Source organism: Chryseobacterium sp. UNC8MFCol, assembly GCF_000482305.1.
Lineage (GTDB): Bacteria > Bacteroidota > Bacteroidia > Flavobacteriales > Weeksellaceae > Chryseobacterium > Chryseobacterium indologenes.
Window position 1 is genome coordinate 107,746 of the sequence record NZ_AXUZ01000013.1, and the last position, 21,705, is coordinate 129,450.

Sequence of the window (21,705 nt, forward strand, 5' to 3'; positions counted from 1 at the left end):
TCAAAAATTTACTTATGAGCAACGAGTTACAAAGCATAAAAAATCGTTTCGGAATTATCGGGAATTTCCCGGCACTTAACCGGGCTTTAGAAAAAGCCATTCAGGTAGCGCCTACGGATATTTCTGTTCTTGTAATAGGAGAAAGTGGAGTAGGAAAAGAGTTTATTCCAAAAATTATCCATTCAGAATCAAGAAGAAAACACCAACCCTATATTGTCGTAAACTGTGGTGCCATACCTGAAGGAACTATAGACTCCGAATTATTCGGACATGAAAAAGGAGCATTTACAGGGGCAACAACTACAAGAAAGGGATATTTTGAAGTCGCGGACGGAGGAACCATCTTTCTAGATGAGGTAGGTGAGCTTCCTTTACAAACGCAGGTTCGCCTTTTAAGGGTACTGGAAAGCGGTGAATTTATGAAAGTGGGTTCATCACAGGTTCAAAAAACCAACGTCAGAATTGTAGCCGCCACCAATGTCAATATGATGAAGGCTATTCATGACGGACGATTCAGGGAAGATTTATATTATCGTTTGAATACCGTACAGATTGATATGCCTCCTTTAAGGGAAAGAAAAGGAGATATTCATCTGCTCTTCAGAAAGTTTGCAATTGACTTTGCAGAAAAATACAGAATGCCTGAACTGGAACTGGAGCCCAGTGCCGTCCACTACATCGAAAATTATGCTTTCCCGGGGAATATCCGACAACTGAGAAATCTTGTTGAGCAAATGACCGTTGTGGAAAGAAACAGGAATATCAGTGCAGAAAAACTTTCCGAGTATATTCCGATGGAAACCCACCTTCCAATGGTGTTGAATACGCCCAATACATCAAAACAGACCGATTTCGGAAGTGAAAGGGAAATTATGTATAAAATTCTCTTTGATATGCGAAATGATATCAATGATTTAAAATCCTTAACTTCGGAATTGATAAAGAACAGAGGAACAGGAGATCTGAGCAGCCATGAGAAAAATCTGATCAACAGAATTTATACCCCTGAAACCCAGCCTCAGGTAAATTCAGGATCTTTGCTCTATTTTGAAAATAATGAAGAGCCGGTAGTGCAGAATCCAACGATTATTTCAAATCCTGATGACAGCTATGAAGATGTGGAAGATATTGAAGTTGAAGAAAACAGACCGGAATCTCTTTCTCTTCAGAATAATGAAAAGGATTTGATTATTAAAGCGTTAGAAAAGCATAAGGGACGTAGAAACAGAGCCGCCGACGAACTGGGAATTTCACAGAGAACTTTATATAGAAAAATAAAACAGTACAACCTGGAAGATTAAACAAAACACTAAATAATGAAAGTAAATGTAATGCCTAAACCGGTCGATTTTAAACTCGGAGAATACATTAATAAAGGATTTGAACTGTTAAAGAAAGATTTCGGAAATATTTTTGTAGCATTTTTGGTATGCTGTATTATGTCCATTATTCCTTTTTGTGCAGTATTAGCGATGGGTAATCTATATAAATACCTTCAGAGAATCCATAGAAACCAACCTGCAAGTCCCGGGGATATTTTTGATTTTAAAGATTTTATGCCGTATTTTATACTGCAGCTTATTATCTTTGGAGGAATAGCATTGCTGTATATTCCTTTGATTATTATATTGGCATTAACAGGAGCGATGTCACAGCCGGATAATCCCAATCCTGCGGCTATGATTTTTGTCTTTCCGTATATATTTATTATGGTGGCGGCTATTTATTATTTTGTGCTGAAGGCATTTTACATCGTTCCATTAATCAGTTTAAAAGGAATGAATGATATCAAAACAGCCTGGAATATTTCAAAGGTGATGACCAAAGGAAATTTACTTTCTATTTTTCTGTTTTCGCTGGTTGTGAGTCTTTTATCACAGATAGGTGTTCTGGCTTGTGGTATAGGGATTTTTCTGACGATGCCATTTATGTATACCGCCAATTATTTTGCTTATGAAGATGCTATCCACCAAATCGAGCATGATGAAATTACTGAAATCGGATCTAAAAATGAATACTAGAATAAAAAATATAAATCTGAAACAGCCATTAGTAATGGTGATGCTCTTTGCTTTGCTGGGAGTTTTAAATTCATGCTATAGCTTTACAGGATCCTCACTGACCGATGAGAAAACGGTTCAGATCAATGAGTTTCCTAACAATGCTTCTCTTGTAAACCCTGCATTGTCACAACAGTTTTCTACTGATATTCAGAACAGATTTCTTCAGAGAACTACATTGAAAGGAACGAAAGAAAATCCTGATATTCTCATCGAAGGAGAAATTACAGATTATACCATAGGGGCCACCACAATCAGCTCCAATACAACGACTAATCCATCCGGAGGAGTAATACAACAGGCTCAGAACAAACTGACAATCACGGTGAAAGTACATTATGAAAATAAAATACATCCGGATTCCAGTTTTGACAGAACCTATAGTGATGAAGCCGCTTTTAACAGCAACTTATCACAAAGTGACATCGAAGCTTCCCAAGTGAAGATTGTGACCGAAAGAATTATAAATAAGATATTTAACGATATTGTAGCGAATTGGTAAGATGAATCCCAGAGTATTAGAGTTAATAAAAAATCCGAAAAATATTCAGTCGGAAGATCTTGGTCTTTTGAAAGAAGAAATTCATGCTTTTCCTTATATTCAAAATATCAGGGCACTTCATCTGTATGGAGTTCATCTGTACGAAAAAGAAAATTATCAGAAGGAACTTTCTACAACGGCTGCGTACACTACAGATAAAAAGATTCTTTATCAGCTGATCAACGGTAAAATCACACAAGAGCCTAAACCAGCTGAGTCCGTAGCGGAGAAACAACCTGTTAAAGCAGATGATAAACCTGCCAAACATCCTTATTATAAAGGATTCCCTATTAAAAGACAGGAATCTGCGCCTGTTGAAGAAGTAAAAGAAGAACAGTGTATAGTACCAACGCTGAATAAAGCAGAACACATCTATGTGAACGGCGAACGTAACAGAATTCTATTTGAAGGGGAAGAAAATTTCCTTGATGATAAAAATACTGACACCATAGATATTGAATCTACCCTGGAATCTGGAACGCTGGTAACCCAGAAACCAGAACCTACAGCAGAAAAACCTTTAGAAGAAGACAGTCAACAGAAAATTGAAGAGGCTGCCGGGGAAGATTTCAGCGCTGAAACCATCGTCAATGAAGATCAGATTTCTACAGGAGAAGAGGAAGAAAAAATCAATAATGAAGAGAATGTAAGTTTTCACGAAACAGAATCTTTATTACCTGAAACAAATACTGAAGAAACTGGAGTTGAAGAAGTTGTAGAACCTGAAACCACTGCTGAAAATAAAGACTTCTCACCTGTTGATCAGAAACAGGAAGCTGAAGAATCCGATGCTGAGCTGAGTTTTCATAAAACGGAGGAATTTATGCCTGACGTTAAAATACAGGTCAACACCGAAGAAACTACTGGCTTTGCCGATATTTCTCAGCAGAATATCAATAAACATGAAGACGAAATGAGACGTCTGATTGAAGAAGTTGAGAAAAAAATGAAAGAAACTAAATCCGTTTCTCTGGAAGAAAAGGCAGATCCGGAATTAGTTGAAGATCATGAAATCAGTTTTGCAGATACCCAAAGTTTCCATTTTTGGTCTACAGAGAAAGAAGAAGCTCCAAAGACCGAAGAACCGCCATCTGAACCTGAAGAAGAAGTAAATAATGAAGTGCAGGCATCTCCGGAAGAAGTTATGCCGAAAGTGGCAGAAGAGCCGGCAAAGGTTGAACCTGAAGTGTCAACCGGTTGGAGACCGATGCATGTAGAATCTAATATGCCTGATTCATTAATTCATAAAAAGACGGAAACTCCAGCTCCTGTAGAAAAAGCTTCACCGGTAAAAGAAGCTCCTTCCCATCCTGAAAAACAAGCAGAAGAAACACCTGAAGTACCTGTTGCTGATGTAAAGCCTTCCCATGAAGCTCCGGCGTCCCAGGAAATAACCGATGCTCCGGAGATGAAACCGGAAAGTAGTGCAGAAAGTAAACAAAATTCCGATACAGAAAGTATAAAAGGGGAAGCACCAGTGATGAACGTTTCATTCTTTAGTACAGATATTTCAACGTTAAACGTTGAAGAGAAGAAGAAGGAACGTGAAGAAAAAGCTGCAGAAAATGAAAAAGAGCAGGAAGTAACTATGAAAAATACCACCTCTCCTGTTGATAGTAATGTTCCTGGTTTTATCAATACATGGCAAAGCTGGCTGAAGATCGGCAGAACCGATGAAATTGAAAAGGAAAAAGAAGTCATCAAGGAAAAAGCGATCGAAACATTCATCGAAAATAATCCAAAAATCAGTCAGTTAAAAGAAGAAAGCTCATACGTTGTTAAAGAAAAAAATGATGATATTTCACATTTGATGACCGAGACACTGGCTAATCTGTATTTTGAGCAAAAGCTTTACACAAAAGCGATCAAAGCATTTGAAATATTAATTAAGAAAAATCCTGAGAAAAAGAAGTATTTTGAATCTAAAATTCAGGAAATAAAAGATTTCAGAAGTAAAAACTAAAATAAAAGGTGTAGTAATAAAACTGCACCTTTTTTATTTATGACGGATCAGTGATTTTCTTTTTATGTCTTAATTTCCTCCACGCTTTTCGTCCGTAAACAATGACGAGAATTAATAGAATTATAGCAAAAACAGCTGCTATAACGGGCATCACCATCGCCAGAACAGACATAATTCCTGCCCCCGCCGTTTCAGTGGTTCCTACTACAGAATTTCCAAGCCCTCCCGTCGTTGCAGTAGATGCGGCCCGTATCCCGGCAAATCCCGAACTGATGGTTGCAGCAGTTCCTCCCCCGGCAATTAATGCCAGTGCCCATTGTGGAAAGGTTCCCAGTTCTGCAAATTGACTGGCAAATAACAGAGAGCCTGCTACAGTTGCCAAAGGAATGGAAATAGTATCCAGTAAATGATCTATAAAAGGAATATAATATGCCAGAATCTCTGCTACCGTGGCAATTCCTGTGGTGATAAGGGTTGGTAACCCTGCAAGCCACTCAAATTCCTGATTCATCGGAATCCAGTGAAAGTAAGATGCAAGACTGACGATGAACATAGGGAGGAAGACCCTGAAACCTGTAGCAGCCGCCAATCCGATACCTATAAAGGCACTGATGATATACGAAAAATAGGGAATATTGTCTAACATATTAATTTTCAGATTTATTGTTTTCCTTAAAATTACAAAAAGTAAGTGATATACAATGCGCAAAAGAAAAGATAACGTAAGAATACCACGATCAGGACAATAGGTGACGTACCCTGTCTTCTGGCTAAAAAGATAATAAATAGTACCGGTTTGGAAATCTATACATTTTATGTAAGCCATATTGAAGGAAATTACATTACAAAAAAACCTGCCGTAAAAACAGCAGGTAGACCAATATTGTACTAAAAATGATTATTTCTTTTGTGCTTCACAAAGCTTTAAAAACTGTGCTTCCACATCCTGAAACTTTTCAGGCATCTCTGCAGAAACCCAGAATAACATGGCCAGCGTTTTTTCACCGAAAGCTTCCCGGTATATATCCTTATGCAGTCGGTAGCATTCTCTGAGAAGCCTTTTTACACGATTTCTGTGAACGGCCTTCTTAAAGTATCTTTTCGAAACAGAAACTCCAAATTTGCCATCTTCTACGGGAAGTGCCGGTTTGTCTTTCAGAACAATTATTCTCAGATTTCCGGAGGTTCGCCATTTACCTTTTTCGAAAAGTAAACCGATCTCGATCTTTTTTTTGAGTTTTTCGGCGACTGGATATTTAAAATTCTGCATTAGTCTTTTTTCACTAAATAATTAATTACTTCAGCAGCAGCATACAGCCCGAAAATAGCAGGAATATAGCTGATGGTTCCGTAGAAAGACCTTTTGTAGTTTGTTCCGTCGGTCATTTTCAGGCTTTCTTCGTTCTGAATCTCCGTGGAGAATACACATCTTATTCCCTTATTTATTTTTTCCTTCTTTAATCGTTTTCTCGCCTGTCTCGCCAGGAAGCAATTATGAGTTTTACTGATGTCTCTTACCACAACTTTACTTGGATCAACCTTCCCACCTGCTCCCATTGAGCTTACAATTTTGATTTTTCTCCTTCTTGCTGCTTTCATCAGGCAGACTTTAGGTGTAACACTGTCGATACAATCCAGAATATAAGTAAACTTTTCTGAATCCAGCACTTCATCCATTCTTTCAGGATTAAGAAACTCATTGATTTTGATAAGGTTAAGCTGCGGATTGATATCGAGAAGCCTTTCTGCTACCACTTCCACTTTATGCTTCCCCACTGTGGAATGCAATGCAGGAAGCTGCCTGTTGATGTTCGTAATATCTACGGTATCCCCATCTACGATCGTCATATTCCCGACTCCGGCCCTGGCAAGGAATTCAGCGGCAAAAGACCCTACACCACCCAGTCCTACAACCAGGACGTTGGCTTTTTTAAGCTTTTCCAATCCTTTCTCCTTTACCAATAGCTCCGTTCTTTCCAGCCAGTATTTATCCATTTGTTATCGTATGTAAGTTTTCTACAATTTGCTTATTGAGTTGTTCCAAAGAAATTCCTTTCAGTTCAGAAACTTTCCGGTACAATTCTTCGATTTTAAAATCTTCATTGTCAGTTTCCAAAAAGATTTTTTCCGTTGGAGTGTTTTTTAAAATATCCTGCAAAGATAGATTATACAAAACAGCTTTTCCAAAACTCAGGTAAAAATTATGAGCGAGAAGATCTTCTGCAATTTGTTTTTTTTTGTTAAAACCATGTATCACCATGGCTTGTTCAGCCTTCTTTTTGAAAGAAATGACTTCATAAAATTTTCTCACACAATGTATGATAAGCGGTTTTTTTACTTCATTGGAAATTTTTATTTGCTGTAAAAAAAAATCTTCCTGTATTTTCTGATCAATAGGAACCAATGAATCTAAGCCGCATTCACCTATCGCAAAACAATTTTCAAACATGGTAGTTCTCAGCCAGTCAACCTGCTGTTCTTTATGGCGAATATCAATATCATTAGGATGAATGCCTATGGAATATGGTATATCCGGTGGTATTTCCCCAATGTTTAAATTGTAAATTCCGTCTCTGACATAATTTTTATGGTGGTGAAAATCAAAAAACTCCATTTTCAAAAATAATATTATTTGCAGTTAATAGAAAATTATTAAACATACGTTTATAAATGTGTTAAAAATTTCTTAACTTTACTCAAACTGCACTTTATGAAAAAAAAATTTACAGAAAAACAGATTCACATACTCGATATTGCCGAAGAACTTATTGCTAAAAAAGGGTATGAAGGAACTTCTGTAAGAGATATCTGCTCAAAGGCCAATATCAACGTCGCGATGATTTCCTATTACTTTGGCTCAAAGGAAAAAATGATGTCTTACCTCTATCAGTATCGGGTACTGAAAACCAGAGAAAATTTTTCTGAATTTGCCGATACAATCAAAGATGGTAAACCGGAAATGCAGATGCGTGAGATGATCAAGTATATCGTGTCCCAATTGTTTAAATACAACTATTTCCATGGATTTGTCACCCAGGAGCTGCGTCACACAGAAAATTTAAAAGATGAGCTTTTAGATTTCTATCAGCTGTTTGTAAAAAAATTGGATGAGGTGATTAAAAAAGGAGTGGCCTCAGGAGTCTTTACCTTTACCCCAAAACCTGAAGATATCCTTACCATGATCATCGGGTCTACGTTATTTGTGATCAGGAATAAAAACTTTTATGAACTTTATGTGCCCAGTAAAAACGAAGAAACTTATACAAAAGAAGCTGAGAAAAAAGTGAGAATGAATCTTTTATTAAGTGTTTTTGCGATTTTAGGATACGCTGCAGACTAAAATTACGTTAAATATTCATAAAAAAAAATCTATTGACAAAAAAGTTATATTTTTGCAAATTAGTAAATCGGCTGTATAATCCGAAAACTGTTGAATTTTTTATATGAAAAAATATATTTTAGGTCTTTTTGCTGTAGCAGTGGTTGCTTCATGTGTTAGTCGCCAGGAAAAAGCAATGAAGAGTGCTGATAAAGATTTTATCTTAAAAGCGGCAAATGATAACTTTGCCAAGAAAAATTGGAAAAATGCATTGGCTCTTTACGACAGGCTTGCCAATCTTGTTGCAGGAACGGATGATTTCCCTAATGTAGGATTCAATACCGCCTATGCCAATTATTATGATAAGAGTTATAAGCTGGCAGGGCACCAATTTAAAAATTTTGCAGTCAACTTTCCAAAAGACCCCAGAGCAGAGGAGGCGGCCTATATGTCGGCACTTTGTTATTATGAAGGATCTATGGATTATAACCTGGACCAAACCAGTACAGAATTGGCTATTAACGAGCTTCAGGACTTCCTGACCAATTATCCAAACTCTGAAAGGTCTAAGAATATTACCCAGCTTATTGACGAATTGTCTTATAAATTAGAATTTAAGGCGTATGAAAATGGCCGTCAATATTTTAAAATGGGTGAGTACAAAGCAGCCAGCGTAGCTTTAGAAAACGTATTGGAGGATTTTCCAAGTACAAAACTTCGTCCGAAAATTTATGACTATATCATGAAAGCCCGTTACGAATTGGCTGTAAGATCTGTCTATAGTCTTAAGGATGAGCGTATTGAAAGTGCACTTACGTATGCTAAATTGGTAGAGAAAGAGCTTCCTAATACAGAATATTCGAAAACAGCTGCCGATTTAAGAGCAAAGCTGGAAAAAGAAAAGAAAGATTTCGTTGTCGTTAAGAAACAAACTGAAGCCAGAATTGCAGCCTTAACAGAAAAGCAAAAAAAGGAAGCTGCAAAAATGGCTGATAAGACAAAAAGTGAGCAGCAGGTTAAAGATCAGATCAGTAATGAAAAGCAGGCAAAGCAGATGCAGAGGGATAGTGCGGCACTTCAGACCCCTCCACCTGCAGCGACTTTCAAAATTCAAAGATAATTCGTAAATTTGCCATCTTAAAATAAAAATAATTTTCTCAAAATGAGTGTAAAAGATACAAAAGCAGAAGTAAATACCATTACTTACGACAAGGATAAGATTGAAGATAAAGTAGGTTCTATCTATGAGGCTATTGTTATCATGGGAAAGAGAGCAGAGCAGATCAATGCGGAGATCCGTACGGAACTTCACAACAAATTGGATGAATTTGCCGTTCACAATTCTACATTAGAAGAAGTTTTCGAAAACAGAGAACAAATTGAGATCTCTAAACATTACGAAAAACTTCCAAAGCCCACTTCAATTGCTATTGAAGAGTGGTTGAATGAAGATATCTATTTCAGAAAAACAGAAGACAGAAAATAATCTTTTTTGTTTTTTAATAAATTAAGGTCATAAAAGAATCGGTTTCTTTTATGACCTTTGTTGTTTTAAACCCTGATTGTGGGAAAAAATAAGTACTTTAGTATTTCAAAAATTAAAACTAAATGAGTGTTTCCGGTAAAAAAATACTGATCGCCGTTTCAGGAGGAATTGCGGCTTATAAAATTCATTTCCTGATAAGGGATTTTGTGAAAAAAGGAGCCGACGTACAGGTGATTATGACACCTGATGCAGAACAATTTGTAACAAAGCTAAGTTTGTCTACATTATCCAGAAAACCGGTGTATTCAGATTTTTATGGAGATAACGGAACCTGGAACAGTCATGTTGAATTGGCACTTTGGGCCGATGTTATGATTGTTGCTCCCTGTACTGCCAATACGTTATCTAAAATGATTCACGGGATGTGTGATAACCTGGTCATTGCGACGTATATGTCTGCCAAGTGCCCGGTATTTATTGCTCCTGCAATGGATCTCGATATGTATGCACACCCTTCCACAAAGAAAAACCTTGAGCTTGCAGAAAGTTTCAGGCATATCATTATTCCTGCAGAAAACGGAGAGTTGGCAAGCGGGCTTGTAGGACAGGGAAGAATGGCGGAACCGGCAACAATTTGTAATAGCATTAAAAGTTTTTTCACCGAAAGTACTCTCAGTAAAAACCTTGTAGGTAAAACGGTTTTAATTACTGCCGGACCTACTTACGAAGCCCTTGATCCGGTAAGGTTCATTGGAAATCATTCTTCCGGGAAAATGGGCTATTCTCTTGCTGAAGAAGCATCAAAAAGAGGGGCGAGAGTCATTCTGATCTCAGGACCCAGTTCCCAAAATATTCATGATAAAAAGATTGAACTGCATAAAGTGACTTCTGCTAAAGAAATGATGGCAAAAGTATTTGAATTTTATGACGGAATCGATATCGGGATTGCCAGTGCTGCGGTCGCAGATTATGCCCCGAAAGAAATAGCAAAGGAAAAAATCAAGAAAAATGATGAAAACCTTACCATCGAACTGGTTAAAAATCCGGATATCCTTAAAACAATGGGTGAAAAGAAAACCCACCAGTTTTTGGTTGGTTTTGCCCTGGAAACCCAAAATGAAGAGGAAAATGCCAAAGGAAAACTGGAAAAGAAAAACCTGGATATGATTGTTTTAAATTCCCTGCGTGATGAGGGAGCTGGTTTTAAGAACGATACCAACAAAATCAAAATATTTACGAAAACGGAGAAGAAAGAATTTAATCTGAAATCAAAAGAAGATGTAGCTAAAGATATTCTCAATTTTGTAGAATCTCAACTTTTAAAATAATTTTAATAAATTTCCGTTCTCAATTATTAATAAGGCAATGAAAAAAATTATCAGTTTATTTTTTCTGTTTTTCATCTATACCTCCGGGTTTTCGCAGGAATTGTTGGCGACCGTTCAGGTCAATTCCCAGCAGTTGGGTGGAAGTAACCAGCAGGCCTATAAAGCATTGGAAAAAAGTCTCAGAGACTTTATCAATAATACCAGCTGGACAGGGAAGAAGCTTCAGAATTTTGAAAAAATCAAATGTGGCTTTGCCCTTGTTATTGCCGGTAAAGATGGTAACAGGTATCAGGGCTCAATTGTGATTCAGGCCGTGCGTCCTGTTTTCAATACCACGTATGAATCTCCTTTGCTTAACCTTCAGGATCAGAGACTGTCTTTTGAATATGTTGAAAACGAGAACCTTATTTTTAACGAAAGGCAGTTTTCCGGTAAAAACCTTACCGATATTATCAGTTTCTATGTCTATATGATCTTAGGATATGATGCAGACAGCTTTCAGGCTATGGGAGGAACGCAATGGTTTACAAAAGCCCAGCAGATCGCCCAGAACTCTCAAAATAGAAACTATGATGGCTGGAACACCATCAATGAACCAAGAAGCCGTTCGATACTGATAAATGAAATTATGAACCCGAACTGGAACCAGCTGCGTTCTACCATGTATACCTATCACAGGGCAGGATTGGATAATCTCTTCAATCAGGATCAGACTCCAGCAAAGAAAGTGATTTTTGATGCACTGATGCAGCTGAAAATGTACGAAAACACATTCCAGCAGAGTTATTTTTTCAATCTGTTTATGGATGGTAAAAGCGATGAAATCTTTAATATTTTCAACTCCGGAAATAACGGAGGAATTATCCTGAACGATTTAAAGCAAACAATGATTATCCTTTCCCCGAAAAATATTGACAATAAGTGGAATAAATGGAAAGTGTAGAGACTCTGTTTTCTGCTATTGAATCCTGACATCTAAAGTTTTATATTTGCATTTAAAGTAACCAGTCATTTATCAATGCTTTCGAGAATTTACATTAAAAACTTTGCCTTAATTGATACTCTTGAAGTATCTCTCAAAAACGGTTTACAGGTAATAACCGGAGAAACAGGAGCCGGTAAATCTATTATTTTAGGTGCCCTCAGACTTATTTTAGGAGAAAGAGCCGATGTAAAATCAATATCCAAAGCAGAAGAAAAAAGCGTTGTGGAAACGGAATTTGCGCTGAATAATCAATTCAAAAAATTCTTTATCGAGAATGATCTGGATTACGAACTCCATACCATTATAAGAAGAGAAATCCTTCCTTCAGGAAAATCACGAGCCTTTATTAATGACGTTCCGGTAACATTGGACGTTCTCAAAGAACTGTCTTCTCAGCTTATCGATATCCATTCCCAGTTTGAAACCTCAAACCTTTTCACTTCAGAATATCAGTTTAAAATTATAGATGGTCTTTCTGAAAATAAAAAGATTATTGAAGACTATCAACGCGAGTTTTCAGATTTCCAGACATTGAAAGTCTTGCTTAAAAAACTAAAGACTCAACTTTCAGAAACTACGAAAGAAAGTGACTACAAAGAATTTTTACTCAATGAGCTCGAAGAATTAAAACTGGATGACGTGGATTTTGAAGAAGTTCAGAATCAGCTTTCCATTCAGGAAAATGCAGGGATGATTTCTGAAAATGTAGGTCAGATCCTGTCAAGATTTCATCAGGAGGAAATCGGAATTCTTTCATTTTTTAATGAAGCTAAGGCAAAACTTTCTAGGATATCCGAAGTTTCAACCAGTTTCGCAGAACTTAATGAAAGACTTGAAACCTCTTTTGTTGAATTGAAAGATATTATTTCCGAGTTGGAAAATGAAGCCGAAAAAGTAGAAATCAATCCTGAAAATCTGATGTACCTTACCGAGCTGAATAATAAGATCAATGCTTTGTTCCTAAAACATAATGTTTCAGACCTTGATGAACTTATTGCAGTCAGGAACGAGCTTGCCGGTGATCAGAAAGGAGCATCAGAGCTGGAGGCTCAGATTACAGAAGCCGAGCAAAACATAGCCGAAAAAGAAAAGGCTCTCCAGACTCTTGCGGATAAACTTTCAAAAAACAGAAAGAAAAGTATTTCTGTTTTCATCAAAAAAGCAGAAGGACTTCTCAGAAAGCTGGGGCTTGAAAAAGCTAAAGTAGATATCGAACTGCAAGATGCAACTGAATTTAATCCATTTGGAAAAGAAAATATACAGCTCTTGTTCCAGGCCAATTCCGGATTTCCGCTAAAACCTATTCAGACAGCAATTTCCGGAGGTGAAAGGTCCAGAGTGATGCTTGCTGTAAAAAAGATCATTGCCGAAAGCGATGAGCTGCCGACACTTATTCTTGACGAAATTGATACCGGTGTTTCCGGAAAAGTAGCCGAAGAAATTGGAAACCTGATGCGGGAAATGTCTCAGGATATGCAATTGATCGTAATTTCCCATCTTGCACAGGTTGCAGCTAAAGGAAATGACAATTATAAGGTAGTAAAGCAGGATATTGCAGGGAAGACCCAATCTACAATCATTCCTTTAAGCGATGACGAAAAACTGAATGAAATCGCTCAACTGCTCTCCGGAAACAAAATTACGGAGGCGGCTTTAGCGCAGGCAAAAGAGTTAATGGGCTAAAAAACTGTAACATATTTTGCATTATACTGACTAATGTAAAAAACTAACATATGTTTCTAAAGTTCCTTAAGCTTGAAATCAAAAGCTTCTTTCGCGGCACTTCTTTTGGGATTAACCTCACTATGAAAATCCTTCGGTTGATCGGTATTCTCTATTTTATAGGATGTCTTGCAGGCGGAGCCTTTCTTGTGTACTTCTTTGTGCAGGAAAAAATACATCAGGACCCCCTGAAGGTTGTTTCTAAATTTTTAGTTGTTGCATGGATCTTAGATCTGGCCTTGAAATATCTCTGGCAGGAAATTCCTACACAGAATATCAAACCATTCCTCACACTCAATATCAAAAAGAACACACTGGTTAACTATATGCTGGTGAAAACTTTTTTATCAGCTTTCAGCTGGCTGAATTCTATTTTTTTCATCACGTTTGCAGGGATTCTCCTCTTTCACGGTTATAGTTTACCGGGAATTCTCACATGGCTCATCGGGATTTCTGCCTTATTTTATCTGAATAGCTTTTTAAATATTTTTTTTAACGATAAAGAAACGGTAGCGGTAGCTGCAGGAGTAGTTTGCATTGGGCTGGGTGCATTGGCCTATTATAATATCATTCCCATATTATCCTATTCTGAGCTGTTTTTTTATAGTTTTTATGAAACCGGGTATTTTGCTTTGGTTCCTGTTGTCTTATTTGTTGGGGTATGGATGCTTTGTTTTAGGTATATCAGAAATGAATTTTATGTTGATCAGGGACTTGAGGCAAAGAAAACAGTCGGAAAAACTGAAAATATTGCATTTTTAAATAAATACGGAGCCATCGGTACCTTTATCAATAACGACATTAAAATGTTAAGGCGAAATAAAGTAACCAAAGGGATTCTTTTTGGAAGCTTTATGTTTCTTTTTTACGGATTACTGATGTTCTCGTCGTCACTTTATAAAACTCCGGCCATGATGATGTTTATGGGACTTTTTGTAACAGGAGGGTTCCAGTTTTTGTTCGGGCAGAGGGTTCCTGCTTTTGACAGCTCATATTATCCTTTGATGATGACCCTAAATGTGCCTTACAAGGACTATTTAAAAGCAAAATGGTGGCTGATGAATATTGTAACTGCAGTGTCGGTTATAGTAGCACTATTTTATATCTATTTCGGATGGGAAGTATATATTACTTTTTTTGCGGCAGGATTGTACAATATGGGAGTGAATTCCCAGTTTACTCTTTGGTCGGGAGCTTTTAATAAAAGTCAGATTGATCTGAATTCAAAAGAAAAAAGATTAGGGCAGAAGAATAGTTTTAATTTGGTGTCCATGCTTTTGCTGATTCCTAAAATGCTGCTTCCAATGGCTGTTTTTGCAGTTACAAAATATTTCTTTGGAATGGCCGCAGGAGTGATAAGTATTGCGGTGTTAGGATTTGCGGGTTTTCTCTTCAGGGAAAAGATTTTCGGTATCATCGTAAAACATTACAAAAAAGAAAAATACAGCACACTTGATGCGTTTAAAAATAAAGCTTAAATCATGATCAATATCCATAATTTATCCAAAACATACGGAGCTGCAACTGTTCTTAGTATCGATCACCTTGAAATTGCAAATGGTGAAACATTTGGCCTGGTAGGAAATAACGGGGCCGGTAAAACAACACTTTTCAGTTTAATGTTGGACCTGATTCAGGCTACTACCGGTTCAGTGAGTATTGACGGAATTGAAGTAAATAAATCAGAAGTTTGGAAAAATAAAGTCTCAGCTTTTGTAGATGACTCTTTCCTGATAGGATATCTCACTCCGGAAGAATATTTTTATTTTATCGGCGAACTAAGGGGACAGAATAAAGCGTCTGTTGATGAATTTCTAAAACCTTTTCATGATTTTTTTAATGGAGAAATCTTAAAATCAGGGAAGTACGTTCGCGACTTATCTAAAGGAAACCAGAAGAAAGTGGGAATTGTAGGTGCCATTATTGGCAACCCGGAAATTATTATCCTTGATGAGCCTTTTGCCAATCTGGATCCGTCTACGCAGATCAAACTTAAAAATTTAATCAAAGAATTGTCTAAGCAGGACGGCGTTACCTTTCTTATTTCAAGCCACGACTTGTCACATACTACGGAAGTCTGCAACAGGATTGTAGTAGTAAATAAAGGCAGGCTGGTAAAAGATATTCAGACCAATCCTGAAACCTTAAAAGAACTTGAAAGTTACTTTTCAGAACAGGTTTCATCCACGCAGGAGTGAAAAATTGGTGCATCGTAAAAAGGTCAGAAAATACATTTTCTGACCTTTACATTTTTTAGTCGCACATTCCAATCGGAAGCTGGCACATCACTGTTGTTGAGCAGGGATTTTCTACCTGCTCTTTGCAGCATGCATAATATCCGTTAAAAGCAACAAGATATTGCAACCTTCCTGAGCAGATTGATCCATTGGTTCCTCCAAGGACTTGTTGTAAGTCGTTTCGGTTTATTTTTTTCAAATTTTTCATAATCTTTTGGATTTAATTTTTAATTCTCTTAAGTTTTTACCTTCTCAGAAAGACTTTTCGGGTAAATGTTTTTTTATCTTTAGTTTGAAGATTAAGGATGTACACTCCATCAGGCAATGTTTGAGGTAATTCTATAATTTTTGATGTTAACCTGGTGCGGAATACTTCTGTTCCGAAAGTATTACTCACAAAAACTTCAGTATCTTCTAAAGAAATATTTCCTCCGAAGGTTATTAGTCCGGTAGTTGGGTTAGGAGATAAGGTTAGAATATCTTTCTGCGAAAGTACAGATGACTGTGTTTTCTTTGATAATGATGTTAATGCAGTGGCTGCATGATGAGGAGCTATACCATACGAGTGGTAAAGCAGTCGGATTTCACTTTCACTGAGGGCTTTGTTATAGATAATCAGCTCATCAATATCTGCGCGGTCAAGAGCAATTTTGATTTTTTTATGGTTAATTCTTTTCTGTTGGGTCCATGCAGTACAATTACCATTCTCATCAGTAGAGCCACCTCCAGGAATTCCGTTTATATAGACACAGGCATTATCGAAGTCTGAATCATCTGCTTTTAAAACAAGTACGTAGTGAGCATATCCTCCTCGTTGGCTGATCTGTTCGCCCTCAAGTTCCTCACCGATCATAAGATTATTGGGAAACATATGGAACTTTTCACCAAAAGCCTCTAGTTTAAGATATGGCTGAGGTTTGGTAGGAGGAAGATATTCTCCTGGATTTTCCGGATCCGGAACAGGTGGATCACCCTCTCTTATATTGGCCCAGAATGAAATACTAATGTCTCCTGTGTAAAGATCTGGTGATATATCAGGGCTTTCAAGAATGTATGGAGTAGTTGTGGAAGTGAGTCCTTGTTGACACGCTATATTATTTTTGTATTCCGGGAAAACAAAAAGAGGCGGATTTAGACTGAATCCAAATTTTGTACTGTTGGTATTTCCATTAAAAGAAAAATAATAAAACGGATCAAACGGAACGCTTTTGCAGGCGCTCATATCGAGTTCTTCCTGATAGGCATAATAGATTTTTAAATCATCAACGTAATATCCGGTATTGCTATCATTGATACCGTGTAGTGTAAAATTGATTCCTTTATAAGGTATTGATGTTAAGATCTCCAATGTTCCCCGGTTGGGATTCTGAGGGTCTTTTTTTACTTCTGCTAAAATGAGCTCAGCATTTATATTGTCCTCAGTAACTGTTTTGATAAAGGCTCTTTCCTTTATAATCTGATCTATAGGTTTATTATCGCTGCCTACACCCACCACAAGTTTAGTAAAGGTGCGGGTGGTCGGGAAATAGAGTGTTTGTTGAATATTTCTGTGCTCTCCATAGGTACTTATAGTTAATTTTGAATAATCATTTTCATTGGAGCCCACCGCATTTTGTGGATTTTGAACACTACAGTTATTGCAGCCAGTGGATTCTGCTATATGGGTTTCGCTGTTTGCATAAATTCTGTTATCAAGCTGATAGGCATAATAAAGATTGAGCCCTCCGTTAAGGTTTAGGAGCCCTGCATTTAAACTTACTCTGATCCGGTCATAAGGTTTTGTAGTGGTAAACTCTATAGTTCCTTTACTCAAATTAGGGCCTGATAGTCCGATCGTAAGCATTTCATTATTGACGATCCTGTAATCATTGTTTGAGACATTGCCGTTAAAAGTTTCCACCGATACCCCTGCCAGTAATTGTACCGATAAACCGGAAAGGTTGTTCCCTATACCTATTGCAACTTTTGTATGTGTTTTTACAGCTGGGAAAATAAGCGTTTGCTCAATCCTGCCTGCTAATCCGAGCGGAATAATCAGGGAAGTATAATTGTTTTCATCAGGTCCCACAACATTTTGAGGGTTTTGAACGGAGCAGCCGGCACATATGCCGTAAATTTGGTTATTCTGGCTGCTGACGTATACTTTTTGTGAGTATAATAAATTGCTCATTATACTCATAATGAAAAACAGAAGCACAACCTTTCTAAAAAGGAACCATGGTAATAAATAAGTTTTCATATATTGGTAATTTGGGTCTTAGTTTTGATATAAATTTATAAATAATTTAATTATGTTGATTATTTTATTTTCTATATTATTATTTTTTAATAGATGTATGAATCAACAAAAAAAGAGATTGTCCTAAAAACAATCTCTTTCTGTCATTTAATTCAGTATATCAAAATCATTTCAGACTTCCCACCATATCTTCAGGTTTTACCCATTCATCAAACTGCTCAGCGGTTAATAATCCAAGATTAACGGCTTCTTCCTTCAAAGTGGTTCCATTCTTATGGGCTGTTTTTGCAATTTTTGCAGCGTTTTCATATCCGATATGGGTATTTAATGCCGTTACAAGCATTAAGGATTTGTCAACCAGTTCTTTAATTCTTTCGTAGTTCGGCTCAATACCCACAGCACAATGATCATTGAACGAAATACACGCATCAGCTATAAGTTGTGCAGACTGAAGGAAATTGTACGCCATTACCGGCTTGAAAACATTCAGTTCATAATTTCCTTGCGTTCCTGCAAAAGAGATGGTGGTATCATTTCCTAAAACCTGGGCACAAACCATCGTCATCGCTTCATTCTGAGTAGGATTTACCTTTCCCGGCATAATAGAAGATCCCGGTTCATTTTCAGGAATGTGGATCTCTCCGATCCCGGAACGCGGTCCTGAGGCCAGGAGTCTGATATCCTGTGCGATTTTAAATAGAGAAACGGCAAGTTGCTTCAATGCACCGTGGCTTTCAACGATAGCATCATGAGCAGCCAAAGCTTCAAATTTATTTTCTGCAGTAATGAGCGGAAGATTGGTAAATCTGGCAATATACTCTGCTACTTTTACATCATAGCCATTTGGCGTATTGAGTCCTGTTCCTACGGCAGTTCCTCCTAAAGCAAGCTCAGAAAGATGAGGTAAAGTGTTTTTTAAAGCCCTCAAACCGAATTCCAGTTGAGCTACATATCCTGAAAACTCCTGTCCGAGAGTTAATGGAGTTGCATCCATCAGGTGTGTACGTCCTATTTTTACAACATCCTTGAACGCTTTTGATTTTTCAGCCAGAGTATTTTTTAGCTTCTCCACAGCCGGAATTGTTACTTCAACTACCTTTTTATAAGCTGCAATATGCATAGCTGTTGGATAAGTGTCATTAGATGACTGAGATTTATTGACATCATCATTTGGATGTATTTCAGATTTCTCTCCTAACGTTCCTCCGTTATTCACATGAGCTCTGTTGGAAATCACTTCATTTACATTCATATTCGACTGAGTCCCGGATCCTGTCTGCCAGATTACCAGAGGAAACTGGTCGTTGAGTTTTCCATCCAGAATCTCATCACAAACTTTAGAAATCATATCTCTTTTTTCTGCAGGAAGCACCCCGAGGTCAGTGTTGGTATAAGCTGCCGCTTTTTTCAGATACGCAAATGCTTCTATAATTTCGTGCGGCATGGAACCTTCCGGTCCTATTTTGAAATTGTTTCTTGAACGCTCTGTCTGTGCGCCCCAAAGCTTATCTGCAGGTACCTGAACCTCACCCATGGTGTCTTTTTCTATTCTGTAATTCATTGTGGTTGAAATTTTTATAAAGTTACTGATAAACGAAATAATTTGCAATTTATAATCATTATAAATATCAATGGAAATGACTGATTTTACTCATATTTTTTTAATGGAAGCCGTATTTTTGCACAAACAAAAAATTGAATGGACTTTAGATATCAGGATCCGTATCCAATTCAGAAAGATGATACGGTGTATAAAAAGCTTACATCAGATTATGTAAAGGTTGAAAAACTGGGTGACAGAGAAATCTTAACCGTTGATCCGAAAGGATTGGAATTATTAGCTGAAGAAGCTATGGCAGACGTATCTTTCATGTTGCGCTCATCTCACTTGGAAAGCCTTAGAAGAATTATTGATGATCCTGAAGCTACCGATAACGACCGATTCGTTGCCTACAACTTATTACAAAATGCTGCAGTAGCTGCTGAAGGAGCACTTCCGTCTTGCCAGGATACAGGAACTGCTATTGTCATGGGAAAGAAAGGTGAAAATGTATACACAGGAGTAGATGATGGCGAATTTTTAAGCCGTGGAATCTTCAATACATATCAGAAACGAAACCTTAGATATTCTCAGGTCGTTCCTTTAACAATGTTTGAAGAGAAAAACTCAGGATCAAACCTTCCGGCTCAGATTGATATCTATGCTAAAAAAGGAGATTACTATGAATTTTTATTCCTGACAAAAGGAGGAGGTTCTGCCAACAAAACCTTTTTATATCAAAAGACTAAATCGTTATTGAACGAAAAATCCCTTGAGGAATTCATCAAAGACAAAATTTCAGATCTTGGAACAGCAGCTTGTCCGCCTTATCACCTGGCTTTGGTAATCGGTGGAACCTCAGCAGAAGCAAACCTTGCTGCTGTAAAGAAAGCTTCCGCCAAATACTATGATAACCTTCCTACAGAAGGTAATGAAGCAGGACAGGCGTTCAGAGACCTGGAATGGGAAGCTAAAGTTCAGAAAATCTGTCAGGAAAGTGCCATTGGTGCTCAGTTCGGAGGTAAATATCTTACCCACGATGTGCGAGTGATCAGACTACCGCGTCACGCTGCATCTTGTCCTGTAGGAATGGGTGTTTCCTGTTCTGCAGATAGAAATATCAAAGGTAAAATAACAAAAGAAGGAATTTTCCTTGAGCAGCTGGAACAGGATCCGAAGAGATTCTTACCGGATACTCCGCCACACCTTGAAGAAGCAGTTGAAATCAATTTGAATAAGCCGATGCCTGAGATTCTGGCGGAGCTGTCAAAATATCCGATCAAAACAAGATTGAAATTAAACGGAACCCTTATCGTTGCAAGAGATATTGCGCATGCTAAGATTAAAGAAATCCTTGATAGCGGAAAACCGATGCCGGAATATTTCAAAAATCATCCGATCTATTATGCCGGACCTGCAAAAACACCGGAAGGAATGGCTTCAGGAAGTTTCGGACCAACGACAGCCGGAAGAATGGATGTCTATGTGGATGAGTTCCAGAGTAATGGAGGAAGCATGATCATGCTTGCAAAAGGAAACAGAAGTAAAGATGTGACTGATGCTTGTCATAAATATGGCGGGTTTTATCTTGGATCAATCGGAGGGCCGGCTGCAATCCTTGCAAAAGATAATATTGTGTCCGTAGATGTTGTGGATTTCCCGGAATTAGGAATGGAAGCCGTAAGAAAAATTGAAGTAAAAGACTTCCCGGCATTCATTATAACTGACGATAAAGGAAACGATTTCTTTGCAGATCTTGCCCACTAAAAGATAAAAATGACGGATAGATAATAGTCGAAAAGATGATAAATAAACGGTCTATTATCTATCAATCTATTTTCTCATCGTCTGAATATTAGTTTAAAATAAAAATAAATAAGAAAATAGAACCCTGATCTTTTGTGTAAAAAAGAAAAAAGTTCTATTTTTGCCTAAAATCTTTAAGAGAATGATAACGATTTTATCAGCATTTTGGCCGTTCTACCAGTTCCTTTGGACTGTATTTTTCATTACTATGTTTTTAGTAGGATTCTGGTGTATTTTTATGTTCTTCGGATTAGTTATCCCTATGTGGCTGACTGAAGGTTTGAAAGAGTACTTCGGAAAAGTGAAGCCTTTCGACCCTGAAGATATCAGAAGAAAGCTTATTACAGAGCAAGAAGGTGTAGAGGTTGTTTATAACCAGCCTAAAGGGAACGGACCTTTCATTCACGATCACGGACATCATCATTAATTGACTGTCATTGCTTTTTCACCTGAATTCTGAAAAAGTAATATCAAAGCAA

General features: G+C 37.4%; 21 protein-coding genes. 14 read left to right on the plus strand and 7 right to left on the minus strand.

From position 1 onward, the window contains the following. The first annotated feature begins 14 nt into the window (after positions 1–14). The 4 genes from M030_RS0107575 to M030_RS0107590 are packed head-to-tail and all read left to right on the plus strand — an operon-like array spanning position 15 to position 4,564. Positions 15–1,301, plus strand: coding sequence for a sigma-54 interaction domain-containing protein (locus M030_RS0107575; RefSeq protein WP_027372948.1), 1,287 nt, complete (start codon positions 15–17; stop codon positions 1,299–1,301). A 15-nt stretch (positions 1,302–1,316) separates the two neighbouring features. Further along, positions 1,317–2,021, plus strand: a complete 705-nt coding sequence (locus M030_RS0107580) for a DUF4013 domain-containing protein (RefSeq protein WP_027372949.1) — start codon at positions 1,317–1,319, stop codon at positions 2,019–2,021. Further along, entirely contained in the window at positions 2,011–2,562 is a 552-nt protein-coding gene (locus tag M030_RS0107585) for an LptE family protein (RefSeq protein WP_051584945.1), read from the plus strand. The genes M030_RS0107580 and M030_RS0107585 overlap by 11 nt, the downstream gene beginning before the upstream one ends. 1 nt (position 2,563) lies before the next feature. After that, positions 2,564–4,564 (plus strand): hypothetical protein, encoded by a 2,001-nt coding sequence (locus M030_RS0107590; RefSeq protein ID WP_027372951.1) that lies wholly within the window; start codon positions 2,564–2,566, stop codon positions 4,562–4,564. A gap of 37 nt (positions 4,565–4,601) precedes the next feature. Here the strand turns inward: M030_RS0107590 and M030_RS0107595 are convergent, their stop codons facing one another. The 4 genes from M030_RS0107595 to M030_RS0107610 form a co-directional block, all read right to left on the minus strand. Continuing rightward, positions 4,602–5,210: a DUF4126 domain-containing protein gene (locus tag M030_RS0107595; protein ID WP_027372952.1), complete on the minus strand. Its 609-nt coding sequence runs from the start codon at positions 5,208–5,210 to the stop codon at positions 4,602–4,604. 252 nt (positions 5,211–5,462) lie between these two features. Beyond that, complete coding sequence (gene rnpA, locus M030_RS0107600) at positions 5,463–5,834, minus strand: ribonuclease P protein component (RefSeq protein WP_027372953.1); 372 nt, start codon at positions 5,832–5,834, stop codon at positions 5,463–5,465. Next, positions 5,834–6,559 (minus strand): ThiF family adenylyltransferase, encoded by a 726-nt coding sequence (locus M030_RS0107605; protein ID WP_027372954.1) that lies wholly within the window; start codon positions 6,557–6,559, stop codon positions 5,834–5,836. The genes rnpA and M030_RS0107605 overlap by 1 nt, the downstream gene beginning before the upstream one ends. Continuing rightward, the gene (locus tag M030_RS0107610) at positions 6,552–7,178 is read right to left on the minus strand and encodes a TatD family hydrolase (RefSeq protein WP_027372955.1); all 627 of its coding nucleotides are present in this window, start codon (positions 7,176–7,178) and stop codon (positions 6,552–6,554) included. Before M030_RS0107610 ends, M030_RS0107605 begins: the two co-directional genes overlap by 8 nt. Before the next feature lie 96 nt (positions 7,179–7,274). Between M030_RS0107610 and M030_RS0107615 the strand changes: the two genes are divergently transcribed. From M030_RS0107615 to M030_RS0107650, 8 genes are all read left to right on the plus strand, one after another. Then, positions 7,275–7,904, plus strand: a complete 630-nt coding sequence (locus M030_RS0107615; protein ID WP_027372956.1) for a TetR/AcrR family transcriptional regulator — start codon at positions 7,275–7,277, stop codon at positions 7,902–7,904. A 103-nt stretch (positions 7,905–8,007) separates the two neighbouring features. Continuing rightward, complete coding sequence (locus M030_RS0107620) at positions 8,008–9,003, plus strand: outer membrane protein assembly factor BamD (RefSeq protein WP_027372957.1); 996 nt, start codon at positions 8,008–8,010, stop codon at positions 9,001–9,003. A gap of 42 nt (positions 9,004–9,045) precedes the next feature. Next, positions 9,046–9,369 carry a DNA-directed RNA polymerase subunit omega gene (locus tag M030_RS0107625; protein ID WP_027372958.1) on the plus strand — a complete coding sequence of 108 codons (324 nt, stop codon included), beginning with the start codon at positions 9,046–9,048 and terminating at the stop codon, positions 9,367–9,369. 122 nt (positions 9,370–9,491) lie between these two features. Next, on the plus strand, positions 9,492–10,697 hold the full coding sequence (coaBC, locus tag M030_RS0107630; RefSeq protein WP_027372959.1) for a bifunctional phosphopantothenoylcysteine decarboxylase/phosphopantothenate--cysteine ligase CoaBC: 1,206 nt from the start codon (positions 9,492–9,494) through the stop codon (positions 10,695–10,697). A gap of 37 nt (positions 10,698–10,734) precedes the next feature. After that, on the plus strand, positions 10,735–11,640 hold the full coding sequence (locus tag M030_RS0107635; RefSeq protein ID WP_027372960.1) for a DUF4835 family protein: 906 nt from the start codon (positions 10,735–10,737) through the stop codon (positions 11,638–11,640). A 75-nt stretch (positions 11,641–11,715) separates the two neighbouring features. Next, entirely contained in the window at positions 11,716–13,365 is a 1,650-nt protein-coding gene (locus M030_RS0107640; protein ID WP_027372961.1) for a DNA repair protein RecN, read from the plus strand. 50 nt (positions 13,366–13,415) lie between these two features. Beyond that, positions 13,416–14,882 carry a DUF5687 family protein gene (locus M030_RS0107645; RefSeq protein ID WP_027372962.1) on the plus strand — a complete coding sequence of 489 codons (1,467 nt, stop codon included), beginning with the start codon at positions 13,416–13,418 and terminating at the stop codon, positions 14,880–14,882. A gap of 3 nt (positions 14,883–14,885) precedes the next feature. Continuing rightward, positions 14,886–15,602, plus strand: coding sequence for an ABC transporter ATP-binding protein (locus M030_RS0107650; RefSeq protein WP_027372963.1), 717 nt, complete (start codon positions 14,886–14,888; stop codon positions 15,600–15,602). A gap of 55 nt (positions 15,603–15,657) precedes the next feature. On the opposite strand, the gene M030_RS0107655 is transcribed toward M030_RS0107650, so the two are convergent. The 3 genes from M030_RS0107655 to fumC form a co-directional block, all read right to left on the minus strand. After that, positions 15,658–15,849 carry a bacteriocin-like protein gene (locus tag M030_RS0107655; protein ID WP_051584936.1) on the minus strand — a complete coding sequence of 64 codons (192 nt, stop codon included), beginning with the start codon at positions 15,847–15,849 and terminating at the stop codon, positions 15,658–15,660. A gap of 36 nt (positions 15,850–15,885) precedes the next feature. Next, positions 15,886–17,880 carry a T9SS type A sorting domain-containing protein gene (locus tag M030_RS0107660; RefSeq protein WP_081806303.1) on the minus strand — a complete coding sequence of 665 codons (1,995 nt, stop codon included), beginning with the start codon at positions 17,878–17,880 and terminating at the stop codon, positions 15,886–15,888. Positions 17,881–18,046: 166 nt separating this feature from the next. Beyond that, the gene (gene fumC / locus M030_RS0107665; RefSeq protein WP_027372966.1) at positions 18,047–19,441 is read right to left on the minus strand and encodes a class II fumarate hydratase; all 1,395 of its coding nucleotides are present in this window, start codon (positions 19,439–19,441) and stop codon (positions 18,047–18,049) included. 138 nt (positions 19,442–19,579) lie between these two features. Between fumC and M030_RS0107670 the strand changes: the two genes are divergently transcribed. Continuing rightward, entirely contained in the window at positions 19,580–21,187 is a 1,608-nt protein-coding gene (locus tag M030_RS0107670; RefSeq protein WP_027372967.1) for a fumarate hydratase, read from the plus strand. Between the two features lie 181 nt (positions 21,188–21,368). After that, on the plus strand, positions 21,369–21,653 hold the full coding sequence (locus M030_RS0107675) for a hypothetical protein (protein WP_171032578.1): 285 nt from the start codon (positions 21,369–21,371) through the stop codon (positions 21,651–21,653). The last annotated feature ends 52 nt before the right edge of the window (positions 21,654–21,705 follow it).

Excerpts from the sequence above, each read along its gene's own strand:
- M030_RS0107575 (WP_027372948.1), top strand. The coding sequence starts at position 15 with ATGAGCAACGAGTTACAAAGCATAAAAAATCGTTTCGGAATTATCGGG.
- M030_RS0107580 (WP_027372949.1), top strand. The coding sequence starts at position 1,317 with ATGAAAGTAAATGTAATGCCTAAACCGGTCGATTTTAAACTCGGAGAA.
- M030_RS0107585 (WP_051584945.1), top strand. The coding sequence starts at position 2,011 with ATGAATACTAGAATAAAAAATATAAATCTGAAACAGCCATTAGTAATG.
- M030_RS0107590 (WP_027372951.1), top strand. The coding sequence starts at position 2,564 with ATGAATCCCAGAGTATTAGAGTTAATAAAAAATCCGAAAAATATTCAG.
- M030_RS0107595 (WP_027372952.1), bottom strand. The coding sequence starts at position 5,210 with ATGTTAGACAATATTCCCTATTTTTCGTATATCATCAGTGCCTTTATA.
- rnpA (WP_027372953.1), bottom strand. The coding sequence starts at position 5,834 with ATGCAGAATTTTAAATATCCAGTCGCCGAAAAACTCAAAAAAAAGATC.
- M030_RS0107605 (WP_027372954.1), bottom strand. The coding sequence starts at position 6,559 with ATGGATAAATACTGGCTGGAAAGAACGGAGCTATTGGTAAAGGAGAAA.
- M030_RS0107610 (WP_027372955.1), bottom strand. The coding sequence starts at position 7,178 with ATGGAGTTTTTTGATTTTCACCACCATAAAAATTATGTCAGAGACGGA.
- M030_RS0107615 (WP_027372956.1), top strand. The coding sequence starts at position 7,275 with ATGAAAAAAAAATTTACAGAAAAACAGATTCACATACTCGATATTGCC.
- M030_RS0107620 (WP_027372957.1), top strand. The coding sequence starts at position 8,008 with ATGAAAAAATATATTTTAGGTCTTTTTGCTGTAGCAGTGGTTGCTTCA.
- M030_RS0107625 (WP_027372958.1), top strand. The coding sequence starts at position 9,046 with ATGAGTGTAAAAGATACAAAAGCAGAAGTAAATACCATTACTTACGAC.
- coaBC (WP_027372959.1), top strand. The coding sequence starts at position 9,492 with ATGAGTGTTTCCGGTAAAAAAATACTGATCGCCGTTTCAGGAGGAATT.
- M030_RS0107635 (WP_027372960.1), top strand. The coding sequence starts at position 10,735 with ATGAAAAAAATTATCAGTTTATTTTTTCTGTTTTTCATCTATACCTCC.
- M030_RS0107640 (WP_027372961.1), top strand. The coding sequence starts at position 11,716 with ATGCTTTCGAGAATTTACATTAAAAACTTTGCCTTAATTGATACTCTT.
- M030_RS0107645 (WP_027372962.1), top strand. The coding sequence starts at position 13,416 with ATGTTTCTAAAGTTCCTTAAGCTTGAAATCAAAAGCTTCTTTCGCGGC.
- M030_RS0107650 (WP_027372963.1), top strand. The coding sequence starts at position 14,886 with ATGATCAATATCCATAATTTATCCAAAACATACGGAGCTGCAACTGTT.
- M030_RS0107655 (WP_051584936.1), bottom strand. The coding sequence starts at position 15,849 with ATGAAAAATTTGAAAAAAATAAACCGAAACGACTTACAACAAGTCCTT.
- M030_RS0107660 (WP_081806303.1), bottom strand. The coding sequence starts at position 17,880 with ATGAAAACTTATTTATTACCATGGTTCCTTTTTAGAAAGGTTGTGCTT.
- fumC (WP_027372966.1), bottom strand. The coding sequence starts at position 19,441 with ATGAATTACAGAATAGAAAAAGACACCATGGGTGAGGTTCAGGTACCT.
- M030_RS0107670 (WP_027372967.1), top strand. The coding sequence starts at position 19,580 with ATGGACTTTAGATATCAGGATCCGTATCCAATTCAGAAAGATGATACG.
- M030_RS0107675 (WP_171032578.1), top strand. The coding sequence starts at position 21,369 with ATGATAACGATTTTATCAGCATTTTGGCCGTTCTACCAGTTCCTTTGG.